Source organism: Lysinibacillus odysseyi 34hs-1 = NBRC 100172 (assembly GCF_001591965.1).
GTDB lineage: Bacteria > Bacillota > Bacilli > Bacillales_A > Planococcaceae > Lysinibacillus_B > Lysinibacillus_B odysseyi.
Window position 1 is genome coordinate 304,721 of record NZ_BCVX01000001.1, and the last position, 14,959, is coordinate 319,679.

General features: G+C 41.3%; 14 protein-coding genes. 2 read left to right on the plus strand and 12 right to left on the minus strand.

Features of this window, described 5'->3' with window-relative positions:
• Positions 1 to 166: 166 nt before the first annotated feature.
• The 5 genes from BOD01S_RS01670 to BOD01S_RS01690 form a co-directional block, all read right to left on the minus strand.
• Positions 167 to 898, minus strand: coding sequence for a LytR/AlgR family response regulator transcription factor (locus BOD01S_RS01670; RefSeq protein ID WP_036155032.1), 732 nt, complete (start codon positions 896 to 898; stop codon positions 167 to 169).
• 1 nt (position 899) lies between these two features.
• A complete protein-coding gene (locus BOD01S_RS01675) occupies positions 900 to 2,204 on the minus strand; it encodes a sensor histidine kinase (RefSeq protein WP_036155034.1) in 1,305 nt (434 codons plus the stop codon).
• Positions 2,205 to 2,364: 160 nt separating this feature from the next.
• Positions 2,365 to 3,570, minus strand: coding sequence for an ABC transporter permease (locus BOD01S_RS01680; RefSeq protein WP_036155036.1), 1,206 nt, complete (start codon positions 3,568 to 3,570; stop codon positions 2,365 to 2,367).
• Positions 3,563 to 4,462: an ABC transporter ATP-binding protein gene (locus BOD01S_RS01685; RefSeq protein ID WP_036155038.1), complete on the minus strand. Its 900-nt coding sequence runs from the start codon at positions 4,460 to 4,462 to the stop codon at positions 3,563 to 3,565. Before BOD01S_RS01685 ends, BOD01S_RS01680 begins: the two co-directional genes overlap by 8 nt.
• Before the next feature lie 132 nt (positions 4,463 to 4,594).
• Complete coding sequence (locus BOD01S_RS01690; RefSeq protein WP_036155040.1) at positions 4,595 to 5,182, minus strand: hypothetical protein; 588 nt, start codon at positions 5,180 to 5,182, stop codon at positions 4,595 to 4,597.
• Between the two features lie 842 nt (positions 5,183 to 6,024).
• Between BOD01S_RS01690 and BOD01S_RS01695 the strand changes: the two genes are divergently transcribed.
• Entirely contained in the window at positions 6,025 to 6,345 is a 321-nt protein-coding gene (locus tag BOD01S_RS01695) for a general stress protein (protein WP_036155042.1), read from the plus strand.
• Between the two features lie 428 nt (positions 6,346 to 6,773).
• On the opposite strand, the gene BOD01S_RS01700 is transcribed toward BOD01S_RS01695, so the two are convergent.
• From BOD01S_RS01700 to BOD01S_RS01725, 6 genes are all read right to left on the minus strand, one after another.
• Positions 6,774 to 9,758, minus strand: a complete 2,985-nt coding sequence (locus tag BOD01S_RS01700) for a restriction endonuclease (protein ID WP_036155044.1) — start codon at positions 9,756 to 9,758, stop codon at positions 6,774 to 6,776.
• A gap of 11 nt (positions 9,759 to 9,769) precedes the next feature.
• Complete coding sequence (locus BOD01S_RS01705; RefSeq protein WP_036155046.1) at positions 9,770 to 11,704, minus strand: site-specific DNA-methyltransferase; 1,935 nt, start codon at positions 11,702 to 11,704, stop codon at positions 9,770 to 9,772.
• Positions 11,705 to 11,996: 292 nt separating this feature from the next.
• Entirely contained in the window at positions 11,997 to 12,218 is a 222-nt protein-coding gene (locus tag BOD01S_RS01710; protein ID WP_036155048.1) for a hypothetical protein, read from the minus strand.
• A gap of 290 nt (positions 12,219 to 12,508) precedes the next feature.
• Positions 12,509 to 13,006, minus strand: a complete 498-nt coding sequence (locus tag BOD01S_RS01715; protein WP_036155050.1) for a GNAT family N-acetyltransferase — start codon at positions 13,004 to 13,006, stop codon at positions 12,509 to 12,511.
• A 53-nt stretch (positions 13,007 to 13,059) separates the two neighbouring features.
• Positions 13,060 to 13,338, minus strand: a complete 279-nt coding sequence (locus tag BOD01S_RS01720) for a DUF3784 domain-containing protein (RefSeq protein ID WP_052124858.1) — start codon at positions 13,336 to 13,338, stop codon at positions 13,060 to 13,062.
• Positions 13,339 to 13,382: 44 nt separating this feature from the next.
• Positions 13,383 to 13,799, minus strand: a complete 417-nt coding sequence (locus tag BOD01S_RS01725; RefSeq protein WP_036155054.1) for an Lrp/AsnC family transcriptional regulator — start codon at positions 13,797 to 13,799, stop codon at positions 13,383 to 13,385.
• Positions 13,800 to 13,905: 106 nt separating this feature from the next.
• Here BOD01S_RS01725 and BOD01S_RS01730 point away from each other — a divergent pair, with 106 nt between their 5' ends.
• On the plus strand, positions 13,906 to 14,328 hold the full coding sequence (locus tag BOD01S_RS01730) for a carboxymuconolactone decarboxylase family protein (protein ID WP_036155055.1): 423 nt from the start codon (positions 13,906 to 13,908) through the stop codon (positions 14,326 to 14,328).
• A gap of 52 nt (positions 14,329 to 14,380) precedes the next feature.
• Here BOD01S_RS01730 and BOD01S_RS01735 read toward each other — a convergent pair whose 3' ends face one another.
• Positions 14,381 to 14,920: a TetR/AcrR family transcriptional regulator gene (locus tag BOD01S_RS01735; RefSeq protein WP_036155057.1), complete on the minus strand. Its 540-nt coding sequence runs from the start codon at positions 14,918 to 14,920 to the stop codon at positions 14,381 to 14,383.
• Between the last annotated feature and the right edge of the window lie 39 nt (positions 14,921 to 14,959).

The window sequence follows — 14,959 nt, forward strand, 5'->3', positions numbered from 1 at the left end:
TGTATTCCTCTCCCTTTATATTTGCTTTCAAGAATAGTTTATTGCCCGAAGCTATTAAATAGAATGAGTTATTAAGATGTTTAGAACTGCAGCAAGAGAAGAATAAAATATAGCCTTTCCTTCCACCATGATATGATAAAAGGAAAAGGCTATTACTCATGATTGATTATAGAAACGTCTTACTTGCCAAGCCTTTAATAAGCCGAGCTGATGCATAGCACACTTCACCATTCTCTAAAAAAATGGCTCTTTCTTTCGAATCGATTTTTTGAATTTTGCTTTTATTTACAATAAAAGATTTGTGACAGCGGTAAAAGTCTGTATGTACCTCTTCATAGTTTTTTAGCCTTCCGTAAAATTCAATATGCTCATTTTCTAAATGTAAAATAATTTTATGTGAATCCGCAGATGCCTCGAAAAAATATATATCCTGAAAATCAACATTATAGGTACGCCCGGTTGTTTTGATTTGTAATTTTTGAATATGATCTTGTTGGCCTATCTGCAAATAACGTCTATGTGATTCTTTTAAGGTAGATAATACCTTTTCTTTTAACGTATCCGATTGGTCTTTAATAATAAAATCCAATGCAGCTAATTTATAAATGAATGTAAGGTAACTCATTTCAGCATGTGTTGTAATATACACTAAATTAGCGATAGGGTCTTTTTCCCTGAGCTTACTGCCTAATACAATGCCTGTTATTTCATGTTTCAGGTCGATATCAAAGAAATAGCAATCCGCTTTTTTAGTTTCCAAAAACGTTAGAACATCAGCAGGATCGGTAGTAGCTAGGACAATTTTCATTCCATTGTCTTCCATCATGGCGTAATTTTCAATTATTTTTTTAATGTTCTCTAATTGAGCTAGATCATCTTCACAAATAACAATCTCCATCTTATCTACCCCTTTCAAAGCCGATTTCTTGAATAAAATAAGGAGGGCTAATTTTCGTATTCAAACTGACATTCTGTAAATCCTTTTTCATTTGACGTAGATTAGCCAATCCTAGACCTCGATTTTCCCCTTTAGTTGAAAAACCTTCTCTGAAAATTTCGTGCACCTTTATATTTGTTTTTTCATCAAATGTATTGCTCACAACTAATAGGATCGCTTCATCCATATGAATAAACGCTACGCGGACTTCACCATTTTCGATTTCCCGTGCAGCTTCAATCGCATTATCCAGCAAGATGCCGACCATTCGGTTTAAAATAATTGGATCTACTGAAATATTTCTGACTTCCTCGACAATTTCAATATAAAACGGTATATGATGGGATTGAGCCTGCAAGATTTTCGTCGTTAACAACCCTTTTAAACTATTAATTTTCAAGTTATTTAGTGTCATCATCGCTTGTTCGTTTAGCTGTTCCTGGTATTTCGTATCTAAAATATGCTGATAAAAGTATGTTTGCAGACCATCATAATTTTTGTCATCAATGAATGTACGCAATGAGGATAAAATATTCACGTAATCATGCTTAAATCTGCGCATATCCTGATTAATTTGTTCTAGCGATGCGACATAGGATTCGAAGTTTTGCAGTTCCAGTTCCCGCTGCTTCACTTTATATTGTTTGAATGCTACATATAAAACGACAAACATAAGCACTGCGAGCAGTGCTAAATACATCATGAATGTCATTAAATTATTTTGGACACTTTCGTAAAAGTTGTTATGGTCAATTGCTACAATATTGATGTACATGCAGATAACCGTAAAGACACTTAGAAACACCAACATGGTTGAAATATAGCTGTTGAATACCCAGCGGTCAATCAAATATCTTATAATCCGCTTGTAAAAATACGCCAGTACTACGGCAAATAATATAAACAATATACAATAGCCAATAAAAATGTAATGATTATTTCCCTTTTCATTCAGTAAACGATAGGAAATTATATAAGAGAGATTGTCGCTTATTACTAAAAAAAAGAGCGACATAAATATATGAAAAATGTGGCTGATTACGTTTGTTTCCCGGTACACCATTATGGCTAATATCGTCAAATAGAATAACATCGATGGTGCGCCAATAAGTGAAAACAATATATAGGTTGGGAAAAATATAAAACAGATAGTAATTATATAGTGCTTCTTTGACCAATTTAGATCGAGGGTATAAATGCTAAACAATAGTAATGTCATATATTGAATAACCATTAATAGAAAATTCTCAAATGCTGTAACTACCATTTCACACCACCCACTGCATTTTTGTATATATTACCATTATATACTATTTTTTAAAATAATCTGTTTTCCTTAATTCATAGCATTTTTTACAATAAAAAGACTCCCCAAAAGCTACTTACACTTTGGAGGAGGCTTATTTTAAATTGCTAGAAGCGGTGCCCTAGCGGTTAGATTGCATCAGCTGCTTAAATGTCAGGCTATCTGATTTCAGAACGCCTTTTGGATAGATTTTCGCCGCCACTGCTGCAAATAGAGCAATAAACAAAACCATTAGGAGTAGCGAAATCACCGTTTCAACTGGTGTAATGGTGTTATAGACAATCCGGACCAATACAGTCATAGGTGCCGTAAATGGAATATAGGAAGTAATCGTCGTCATCCTTCCTTCCGGTGCATCCATTACAAAGAGCATTTCCACTGCTAAACTGGCCATTAATAAAATCATAATGGGCATTGTTGCACTTCCTAAATCATCCGGACGGCTTACCATAGATCCGACAATCGCAAACAGAGTGGCATAGATAAAGTAACCGATGATAAAGAAAATAAGGATACATGCGGCTGTTTCCCATGTGATTGTTTCCATGATTGTCTGGACAAATGAACCTTCAGGAATATCGAAAATCCCTATGTTGGCCCATAATAACAAGGCGCCAATAAAGATAAATACTTGTGTTAGACTCGCTAGGCCGACACCCAGGATTTTCCCGTACATCATCGGTACTGGTGCCACTTTTGTAATCATGACTTCCATGACACGCGAGGATTTTTCGGATGCAATCGCTGTTGCCACATTATTGCCGTATATGGAAATGGCCAGGAACATAATCGTGATTAACCCATATACAATCAGCAACGCATTTGGTTTTGTTTCATATAATGGTTCCACGCTGCTTTGCAGGGGGGCATTCAGTGCCTGCACGACAGCTGGATCGATTGACTGTACCGCAACGATGGATGCCACTTTCTTTTGTTCGATATAGGATTCCAGCGTAAGCAGCAGTTCATTGTTCACTTTCGGCATATAGATATTCAGCTGCATCATGTCCGTCTGCTCTTCCAGTACAAAGAAACCGGTTAATGCCTCTGCCTTCACTTCTTCCTTCAGGCTCTCTATCTTTACACCGTCTACAATCTGCCAGCTGCCACCAGCACTTGCCAGCTCTTGTTCGGACAATTCCAGCGACGTATGATTGACGATTTTATACGTTTCATCCGGGCTGTTTTTATTGAACATGGTAAGGATGGCCGGGGAGGCAAAGAGCAGCACGCTCAATGCCACCAGACCAATCGTGATATATAAGTAGGGCTTTGTTTTGACTGCCTCTTTGAAAACGGTGCTGAATACAATACTGAAATTACGCAATGATGTCCCCTCCTGTCCGTTCAATAAAGATTTCATGCAGACTCGGCTCTTTTAATGAAACCCCCTGCAGTTCGAATTTCTCCCCGAATTCCTGAATAAGCCGGTAGATTTCTTCGCTCCGCGGGATACGCAATTTATAACGGTTGTTTTCCTGTGTGAAATCATATTGTTTTTGTGTCAGATAGTCCTTCAAATGCGCAGTTGCTGTCTCCAGCTCCAGGTAGCGGTAGTCATACGCACGCTTTACGTTCGCTAACTGGTCGGAGACAATCAGATTGCCGTCCTTCAAAATGCAGATCTGACTGCAGAACGATTCGACCTGTTCCATTTGATGGCTGCAGAAAATAATCGTTTTCTTTTTGGCAATCAATTCTTTCACAACGCTTTTTAGCATATCTGCATTCACGGGATCCAGTCCGCTGAAGGGCTCATCTAAAATGATAAACTCCGGATCATGGATAAGCGCTGTAATCAACTGTACCTTTTGCTGGTTCCCTTTCGATAATTGTTCGGTACGCTTCTTTGCTGCATAAGAGATTTCAAGCTTCTCCAACCATATCAGCGCCTCTTTTTTTGCCTCTTTTTTGTCCATGCCTTCCAGCATGCCAAAGTAAATAATCTGATCCAGCACATTCATTTTGGCATATAGCCCTCGTTCTTCCGGTAAATAGCCAATCCGCAGGTTTTTCTTGGAAAAAGGCTTTCCTTTCCATAAAATCTGCCCGCTGTCTTTCGGAATAAGCTCTAACATCATCCGGATGGTCGTTGTTTTTCCGGCGCCATTCCGGCCCAGCATCCCAAGAATCTGTCCTTCCTCCAATTGAATGGAAATATTATTCACCGCTTTTTTGTTACCAAAGCTCTTGTTTAAATTTTTAATTTGAAATGTCATGAAGCACCTCTCCTAGCTCATCGTTTTGACAATAGAAATAACTGCGATTCCAATAATTACCCCAGCTAAAGCCATTAGCACTTTTTTCATTTTGTTTGCCTCCTCCCTTGTTTTTATTTATAAACACTGTGTTCAATACGTAATGATTTTCTGTTCAAATGCCTTACTAATCGATTCTATATAATTCGGCACTTGAAAATAGGTGTTAATCCGGTAGAGGGACTGATCAATTTCTTCAGCCGACAGCCCCCGTGTACGCTGGATAAATTCAAAAGTATGTCCAATTGCTAAATCTTTGAGGACTTTTTTGTCCATCTCCATTAAAGAAACCTTTGGGAAAGTTGATACATTACTTTTAAAGGACTCCATTAGCAGTAAAAACTCATCCAGGCTCGTATTTTTAGTAACACTAGCCCAGCGCTCTTCATCTTTTACATGATGATATACCTCTCCCAGCCTTGAATCGACTAGCAACATGATATCTATTTCAGGACCCGCTAGTTTCTTTACACTTTCAATCATTAGGGCAAAATGCTGATTTGTTGTTTCGATGACGACAATGTCTACCCACTGTTCTTGTATTTTTTTCATCACTGCTTGATTGAATAGAGGTGCTTGCATTGAATAAGTTTCCACTTGCCAAGCTGGACGCCTATCACGAATCGCGATTTGTAATGCTTCGATAAATAAAGCAGACATGGAAACAATTAATACTTTCAACGTATCCCCCCTTTTTTAAAATTGTCTAGGTTCACTATACTGCTGATTTACGTTTTATTGGTTAAGTGCTCCCCAAAACTAAAAAATCATTCATTACTGTTCTTTTTTAGAGAAGATAAATACGTTCATCAAATCATGAACGTGTTTTTCTGTGCTTAGATTATTGGAGTAAAGGGCTGGTCGAAAGCTTTATATTGGGGGTTCTATGTAATGATGAATTTGGCTGGACTTTAAAATGTAGATGATTGCTCGTCTTTGTAATAACATTTTTCCTGGAGCTTTAAACAAAGTTTAATTTAAAACAACCCACAGCCCCATATTTTAAGTTACATTAAAAGAGCCCGTTTTGAGCAAACATTGTTCAAAACGGGCTAATTCTTTGTTCATAAAAAAGTTTGATTATTTCCTATTGCTGATCTTCCACAATCGCGCCCGTTAATTGAAGAATATATTTTCACAATCCACTTAAGCTAACCTGTCATAAGTAAGAATCAATAACAATATTCACTTTTTATTTTTATCCAAAGCCATTTTGATTTTTGTTTTATTTTTTACATAAAACTATTAATATTAGGATCATCCATTGGAGGACATAAGGGCGTAGAAATAGATAAAAAAGTACCATAATTTGTATATTTGGCATTAAAATGATATTACCTTTTTATAGAGTGAAATTCTTCCTCGTGACTTCTATGCTCGTAGGTCCCTGATAATTTAAAGGGTTCCCAACCTATTGAAGCACTTCCCCGGGAAGCTTGGTCAATAATTTGCAAATCTCTAAGTTTTATTTACTCAATTTAGTGGAATAGGTTGAATGTGAACATATTTAGGAGGGATAAATAATGACAGTCAAATTGACAGTAGAAAACGTGGTACAGGCGAAACAAGAAGTGGAGAAATTAGAAGCGCAAGGATATCTTCGAGATAACATTTACATCTTTGCACACTATGAAGAACGTGAAGATGATATTAACGAAGCACTGGGGACAGAAGAAGCTGGTATTGGCGAGCAAGGGTTCCTGACTTCTATGAAGAACCTGGTGAATTCCCGTGGAGATGAACTCCGTAATGAGTTAGCTTCTGTCGGATTAAGTGAATCGGAAGCTGCTCAATTCGAAGAGGAACTGGATACAGGTAAATTGGTCATAGTTGCCAATAAGTAAAAACAAACCCGGGAATACAATCCCGGGTTTGTTTTTCATTTTACAAGTCCTTCTCGTATTGCTTGGACTCTGTATTGCAGATGGCCTTTCAACCAAGTCAGAATAAAAACCCATCCTTCTTTATTGTCAATGATCTGCTCGGGGAAATTTTTATCTTCTTCGTTAAAGAGTCTTCTACCATACAGGTTTTTATCAAACTTTATTATTAATGATCGAACTTAATTATAAATTATCCATCTTTATTAAAAGACCGCATTTCCAATAAAGAAAAAATTATTTAATGAAATTCAACATATAATCCTATTACCTAATAAAAATAAGCTCTAACAACAGCATCACCCCCTGCCCATTCATTCGGGAGGGGGTGATAACTTGGATTTACTATTGATGTTTGGCTGTCAGCCTCTATTTTTCTGGCACTAACTAGCCTAGTACAAACTCTTCTCATTCGTCGTCTTCTTAAACACTACACCTGTATCAAGTGCAGCGAAGTGCTTCCTGCCGCATTTGATTTTCGCCAGCTCTGTCGGACGAATATCTTCAGACGCGGTGCTGCCTTTCGTTTCAACGATGAAATACAGTCGTTCCTCACCGAATTTCTCCAGCAGAATGGCCCAGTCCGGGTTGTACGGACCAAGCGGTGTTTTCACCTTGAACCATGAAGGCAGCTTGATGTAGCTTTTCACATTTTCATCCTGCTCGCATTCCTTCACAAACGTACGCTCGACATCAGAATCAACAATAATATGTTCGAATGGTGAACGACCGCCTTTTACTTCGACTGTCTTGTCCTTATAGCTGACAAGCTCTTCATGAAGAAACAGCTGCTGGTCATACGCTTCATTGCTCGGCAGCTTTTCGTATTTGATCCCGTCTACCATCGCCAGGCGCTTTGCCGCGTTCAAAATACGAGCAGTCTGCATCATGTACAGCTGTGGGTTGCGTTTGAAGTCCGGCAGCGTGCCGCTTTCTTTTAAAATCGCAATAATCGTCTTTCGCGTGAGCTTCGTTTCGTGCTGCAGGTAGCCCACAATATCTGGTGCTTCCTTGTATTGCTGCTTGGACGCTTCAATACTTGTAACTGTCTGTTCTCCCACATCGATTCCAGATGCTGCCTGCACGAGGTTTGCTTTCATATATTCCAGCTTGGCAAGCGTCACTTCGAGCTCATCTGCCAGCTTTTCAGCAGCACTGTGAACAAACTTTTCCGAGTCAAAGGAAATCGAATAGTTCGTTTTATATTTGATTTTCTCCCATAGCTCAAGGAACGGGCCGGCAAGCGCCTCTTTCTTTACCTTGACGGTTACACGCTCGTCCCTATTTTTGATATCGACCTTGCTGCTGTCAAATTTCCGCTTGATCACTTCCAGCACTTTTTCTGTTACACGTTCACCAAGTGCGGCTATTACCGGAGGCAGCTCAAATGTACCTTCCTTTATTGCCTTTGCCAGCGTTTCCGTTCCCTTGCCCCGGCTATCGATATAGCCATGATCACCTAAATAATGAACAAGCTCGATTGATTTTTCGTGGCCGAGCGGTTTTTTGAGACCTGTATGCTCGTCTACCTCCAGAATAATGGCGCTGAATACGGTGGCATCAATCACACCAAACTGAACGCCCTCCTCTTCGTATTCACGCTGCAGACCTTTGGCAAAATCCTCATAGCTTTCATTTGCCATGACTGTCAATGTGTTGACTTCAAAGCCCGGAACGCGCTGACCTTGCTGATTAACAGCAATCCGCAGTCCACGGCCGATTTTTTGTCTTTTTGTGATTGTATCCTTCGATTCAATGAGCGTACAGATCTGGAAGACATTCGGATTGTCCCAGCCTTCCTTCAGTGCTGAGTGCGAGAAGATAAAGCGTAGCTTGTTCGCTCTTTTTATCTGCCCCTTTTCTTCATCATAGAACGTCAGCAGATCTTCCTTATCCTTCATAATAATTTGGTACGTGCTTTCATCTGCCTGTGTTTCACCGTTTGTATTTTTCAGCCTGCCCTTGCCGTCCTGGGCGAAATAGCCATCATGTACGTCTATTACTGGTACTCCCCGGTCACGCAGCGTGCGGTATTTCTCCTGGCTGATCAGCTGCTCATATTCTTCCTCAAATATCTGGGCATACTCGCCTTTTACCGTTCTTCCCGCTTCATCGTACTGGCGGTAATTGGCTACATTATCAAGGAAGAACAGGCTCAGCACCTTAATACCGAGCGGATTTAGCTTCAGCTCCTTGTTCAGATGCTCCTCAATCGTTTTACGAATTTGTGCACGTTTGATCTGGCGGTCGTTTTCCACTGACTCCTTCAGCCGGATGATGGACGGCTCACCTGATAGCTCAATGTACTCATTACCGGGCTCTGCGGAGATTTCTTTTATAAAGCCAAGCTTTTCATAGGTGGAAATACGTTTTGATTTAATATATAAATCGTCCCCCTGCTTTAGCTTGATCTCTTTTTTGGCAATACCTGTCTTTGACTTTTCGTACATTTCCACAGTTGCCGTAACAGCACTTTTGGTAGCTTTAATGCTGAGCAGCCGGATATAGGCCTCGTTGCCATCCGTGTTATGACGGATGCCCGCTACCTCGATTTGCTTGACGAGTTTGTTCTCATAAGCTTCAACCGGCCCCAATTTATAAAGCAGCGGATAGTCCGTATTTTTATGTGTTGCAGAGTAACGGAAGGTAAAAGAAGGGTTCAATGCCGCGATGGCTTTCTTCGCATTTTCCGTATTATCCACGCTCTGCGGCTCGTCAATGACAACGACCGGATTCGTTTCTGCAATGAGCTCGATTGGTGCAGTACCGAATAAAGAATCCATATCCTTACGGTAGATGATATTCATATTATCCTCATTCTTACTGCTTTTTGAGAATGCCTGGATGTTAATGACCATGATCTCAATCGATTCGCTCTGCGCAAAATCCCGCACTTCATTTAATCGTTTGCTGTCATACATAAAGGCGCGGTAGATTACACCGTTCATCTGTGCCTTAAAATAATTCTTCGTTATTTCAAGTGTCTTCATGACACCTTCCTTGATTGCAACAGATGGAACAACGATAACAAACTTCGTAAGCCCGTATAACCTGTTCAGTTCAAGGATTGTCTTCAAATAAACAAACGTTTTACCCGTTCCTGTTTCCATTTCGATGTTAAACTGCGGAAATGGTTTGGGCAGTATATTAGATACCGGAATACCGTTATCAATCTGGATTTGCTGGACGTTCCGCAGTATGCGTGCCAGGTCATGGTCGATCCGGTTGCCGATTCCCTTTTCACCGAACAGTTTCCCCTGGCGGTCGTCTCCTGCAATCATAAAGTCCGAGCTGCGGATTTGCTGGCCCTCAAATACACGGAGTACAGATTGAATGGCCTCTGTTTGATACGATAGTTCATCAAATTGTATGTTCATGCTGCTCACCTCTAAATAGACAGCAGATTATCTTCTGGATAACCCGCATCCTTCAGGTATTCATAGCAGTTCAGCTTTTCTGCGTCATTGCCGGCAAAGCCAGCGTCCTTAAAGATCACAGCACTCGCTCCAACCTTCGATTTCCCATGTTCTTCCACAATTGCCTCTGCAATGTGCCGGTCAATATGGTCGTCAAGGCAGATAAATAAACGTCCTTGTGCAACATTGTAGACATTCCGTCCGTCTACATCGAACACACTGACTGGACTTGTCAGCTCCAGTCCATTTTTCAGTATCATTTCATATACGATATCAAGCTCAGAGCGTCCGTCGACAAAGACTTCTTCAAACAGATCTAATTCACTCTCAAGCTGTTCAAAATCTGTATTCCACTCACGGATATTGGACTTATCAAGCTTGAGCACCTTAAAGCCGGTATCGAGCTTTTCAGGATTCAACTGTTCATTATTTAACAGTCCTGCTTTCATCGCTTGTTCCTGCATCGCTTCCTTCAATTTTTCCCCTGAACGGCGTATCCGCTCCTCACCGATATCGCAAATTGTGCTATAGCCATCCGTATTTTGTGCAATCGGTTCAGGCAGCTGCACAAGAATAAAACGGCGGTTTTTCCCGTCCTCTGCATTTCGCTTCATCACCGCATGCGCTGTCGTGGCCGAGCCGGAGAAGAAGTCCAGAATAATATCGTTTTCCTCTGTTACGACACGGTCAATCAAGTACTCGATTAAACGGACCGGCTTAGAATAGTCAAATACATTGCCCATGCCGATACTATCAAGGAACTTGGAGGCCTGTGTACTGGAGTATTCTTCAATAATGCCAAGCGGTCGCTGTGTTCGCGTAATGGGATTGCCGTCATTGTCCATTTTTAAATATTGCTTTGTATAAACCGTCCAAATACCCTTGGAATCTTTTTGGATCACAACGAAATCATTTTCAACGCCCCATTTAAACTTCGCCTCTGACCAGCGCCAGCAAGCCTTTTTGCCATTGTTGTTATCAGCCGGGTAAATACTCGTGCCGTCCGGCGCTTCGATTGCATAGTCAAGCGATGATGAATATTGAATCGATCCCATGCCAAGCTTTTGCAGGTAATAAGGCCCCCGTACACTTTCATGCTCATCCTTTTGCTTATAGCGGTCTTCATTACTGATGGCAACGCCTGTAATATCAAGCTGTTCAATCGATTTGGCATAGCACACGATATACTCATGCTTAATACGGAACAGCCGGGAATCGGAGCTGCCCCCGCCCTCCTTGTTCGCCCACACGAGGTTTGCGACAAAATTATGCTGTCCAAAAATCTCGTCACATACTTTGATGAGATTGCTCTGCTCATGGTCATCGATGCTGATAAAGATGACACCATCTTCTTTCAATAGATTACGAGCGAGCTTCAGGCGCGGGTAAATCATGTTCAGCCAGTCCGAGTGGAAACGGCCGTTGCTTTCTGTATTCGTCGTCATGCGGTTACCTTCTGCATCGACCTGTCCTGTCTGCTCCAGGTAGTTGTCGACACCTTTTGAAAAGTTATCCTTATAGACGAAATCCTTGCCGGTATTGTACGGCGGATCGATATAAATCATTTTAATTTTGTTATTATACGATTTCTGTAGAAGCTTGAGGACTTCGAGGTTGTCCCCTTCGATATAGAGGTTTTGTGTCGTATCGAAATCCTTGCTCTTCTCAGGTAGAGGACGCAGCGTTCCCTTTGACGGCTTTTGTGCACCAAGCAGAGCTTCTTTCTTGCCATTCCAGCTGAAGAAATAGCGTTCATTGCCCTGTTCTACTGCTTCCCCAAGCAGCAAACGAAGCTGTTCAAAGTCTATACGTCCGTCCTCCGTCACAACTTCGGGAAACAGCTCTGCTAGCTTTCTGCTATTTGTCTTTGTGAAATCCGTAGATTCTCCTGACATTTTGTGATACATAGTCATTCTCCATTTCTATCGCTGAATTTCATATTTTCAGGTGATTCTTATTTAATAAGGAATCTACAATCTCTATGTAAGTATGTTATCCACCCTTCATTGTAGACAATTTCCCTCGCAAAAACAAAGCGGAAATTCTTCCATATATAGAGTTGGGAAACGATTCGGATAATAGTTTTTCGAAAAGGCATTAAGTAAAGGGAAAACTGAGGAATCTATATTTCATCTACTAAACAAACTCAGAAATGATAGAGGAATTGTAAGAAAGGCAAAGCTATTTAAGTAAATTCTCTTAAAAAAAGGAGTCTTTCTCTTTCACAGCTACAACAATAATCGCAGCGAGGATGAATAAAAAACCGGCGCTTGTCGTCCATTTCGAATCCTTTTCCTTCGGGATTCGTCTGATAACGAGCGAACAGAGGACAGAAAGCAACAGAAAAGCCAGCGTATTAAAATAGCCTGAAAACAACATGGCAAGCATTATCACAAAGTACACTGCACCTACAATCAGCATAAACTACGTCTCCTTTTCCTATGTGTTAAACTGCAGCAGGCCGCCCAACGATAAAGGCGGCCTCTTTTACAGGAAATAAGCCTCTACTTCTGTGGCAAGCTGCTTGTATGTAACAAAAAGCTTCAATCGACAGTAAATTATAGGTTTTGTTTATCCTTTCCTACTGCACTTGGATCGCAGTACAGGCTAATAGAAGAGGACTCCTACGTCATATGACATGCACAACTATCCCGTCGTGCTTTAAAAGCCTTTGCGAATTTCATGAAAATTATTCATTTCCTCGTCCTTCCTTATAAAAGCTTTGCCATATAGTATTCATCCACATACTCCCCATCAATGAATAATGAGTGTTTCTTTACTCCCTCTGTCTCATAACCAAGTTTCTTATACAGGCTGTACGCTTGTTCATTTTTAGAAATAACCGTCAGCTCCACCCGGTGGATATCTCTTGCCTTCGCCCAGTTGTGTGCATACTCAAACAGGGCTCTTCCGACACCTTTCCCGCGGCTTTCGCTATGCACACCTATAGCAACACTCACTTTATGGGAAACGCGTTTTGGCTTCGTTTCCCCCTGCATGATTAAATAGCCTAGGATGCTGTCTTTTTCCTCGGCAGCAAATATCGCCGAATGCTCCTTTCCGTTCATGCTTTCAATAAAGCGCTGGAACTGTTCAGCTGTCAACTCCCGTTCTCCCGGTCCGTACATCATAAAGTTTGACGCTTCCGCATCTTTCATCACCTTAATGATTTGCTCAGCATCGCTGCTTACTGCAACTCTTACTTCCATCTTCCCCACTCCTCTTTATTTAACGGGAGCTGCTGCCTCCCAGCTCCCCACCCTTATTCTACCATCTTACTATTCACATAAATAAGCAGCCCAAGCAGGATTACTACACAGGCTATGACGAGGTATTCTTCCGGTTGTACGCCGACCAGTCCGCCGATAATAAGTATTGCGCCCATAAGGATTTGGGTGCCCCCTACAAGATTGGCCAGCCGCTCCTTATCCTTTACCCGTCTTTCGTTAAAGCCGGAAAGCAGCCATGTCATCTTCTTTACGCCGACGAAATAGCCGATTGCCAGAATGAGTAAGCCGATAATGATTAAATTGATATTCATCAACATAACCTCCTTTGCCTCGCGTAATAAAGCTCTTATCCTTTTTAGAAACGTGCCACTTCAGAAAAAACGAAATTCGTTTTCGTATGAGCAAATGGCTGCAGTTCATCGATGAATGTCTCGGCATCGACGAAAGTTTGAAAGTGGGCCTTTAACAGAAAGCATGCCTCACCTGCAATCCGGTAGCAAAAATCAATATTCGTATAGGTCTGGATCTGTTGCTTGAAATCATTGTAACGGTTATTTTTAATCGTTGCCTCAATGATGGCCTCGATTGGATATCCCATCTTTTTTATGTCTAGGGCAATTGTAAACCCTTTAATGATTCCCTGCTCCTCCAGCTGCCTCACCCTTTCCCTGACAGCCGGCGGTGATAGGTGAACCCTTCTGCCCAGCTCACTCATCGAAATTCTGCTGTCCTTTTTTAACTCTTCGATAATCATTTCATTTACAGCATCCATATTACTAAATTCCTTTCATTTAGAAAGTTTCATTCCCTTTTTTCCGTCAATTCAGTCTGTAGCGCCTCTTTTCTCTATTTTATAATCATTGCAGGAGGAATAACAAATGACACTTATCCCATTACACGAAAAAGGCGCTACGCCATTTCAGCAATTGCTCGCCTATAATGAACACATTCTATCAAGCTGGACCGAGCTTGGGGATGTACTTGAAAAAGACGGTGCATTGCCTGCATCGCTGAAAGAAGAGGTCCGCCGAACGCTTGCTGCGCAAAACGGCTGCGAGTACTGCAAGGCAAAAGGACAGCCGAATCCGGAAAATTACGATGAGAAAACGGCTGTTTGTACAGGCTTTGCAGAGGCATTTCTAGCTTCAAAGGGAAAAACTTCACCACGCGTGACTGCTGTTTTAAAGGACTATTTATCAGATACTGAGATCAGTGAACTGCTTGCCTTTATTTGCTTCACAACCGCTTCCCAATATTTCGGGGCGCTCATGCAGCTGCCGGCAGCAGGAGAACACGAGTAAACCAAAGCCGGACTACTGTGAACAACCGCTAGTCCGGCAATCTTACTTTCTGCTATTCTTTTTTGTAGAGCAGTCCTATCTGACCCGCCACATATTCCGAACTAAATTGGATACCATCCTTCACCCACCAGATGATAATGCCTAGTAATGAAGCCCCGATAATATCAATGGACACAAGTTTCGGCGGTAAGTCTGCCCCCTTGGCGTCTCTTCTTGCCTGGATCGTCTTCTTTAATAAATTGGAAAGACTCATTTTAAAGCCTGGATGCTCCACCAGCACAGCAAAGAACTTACGATAATCATAAATACAGTCCAAAAAAGCGACAAGCTGTTCATATTCATCGGAACGCGGAGATTTTAACAGCGGCTCTACCTTCATTGACAGCTCACCAAATATTTCATGCACGATATGACGCAGCAGATCGTTAATGTCCTCATAATGTAAATAAAATGTCGCGCGGTTAAGCTCAGCGCAATTTGTGATTTTCTGGACGGTCAGCTGTGTTACGTCCTGATTTTCCGCCAGCAGCGAAAATACCGCCTCCTTTAACACTCGCTTTGAACGTAGAGAGCGCGGGTCTTCCTTTTTCATGATAAACAAATACTTCCTTTCTATCGATTAATCCCTATT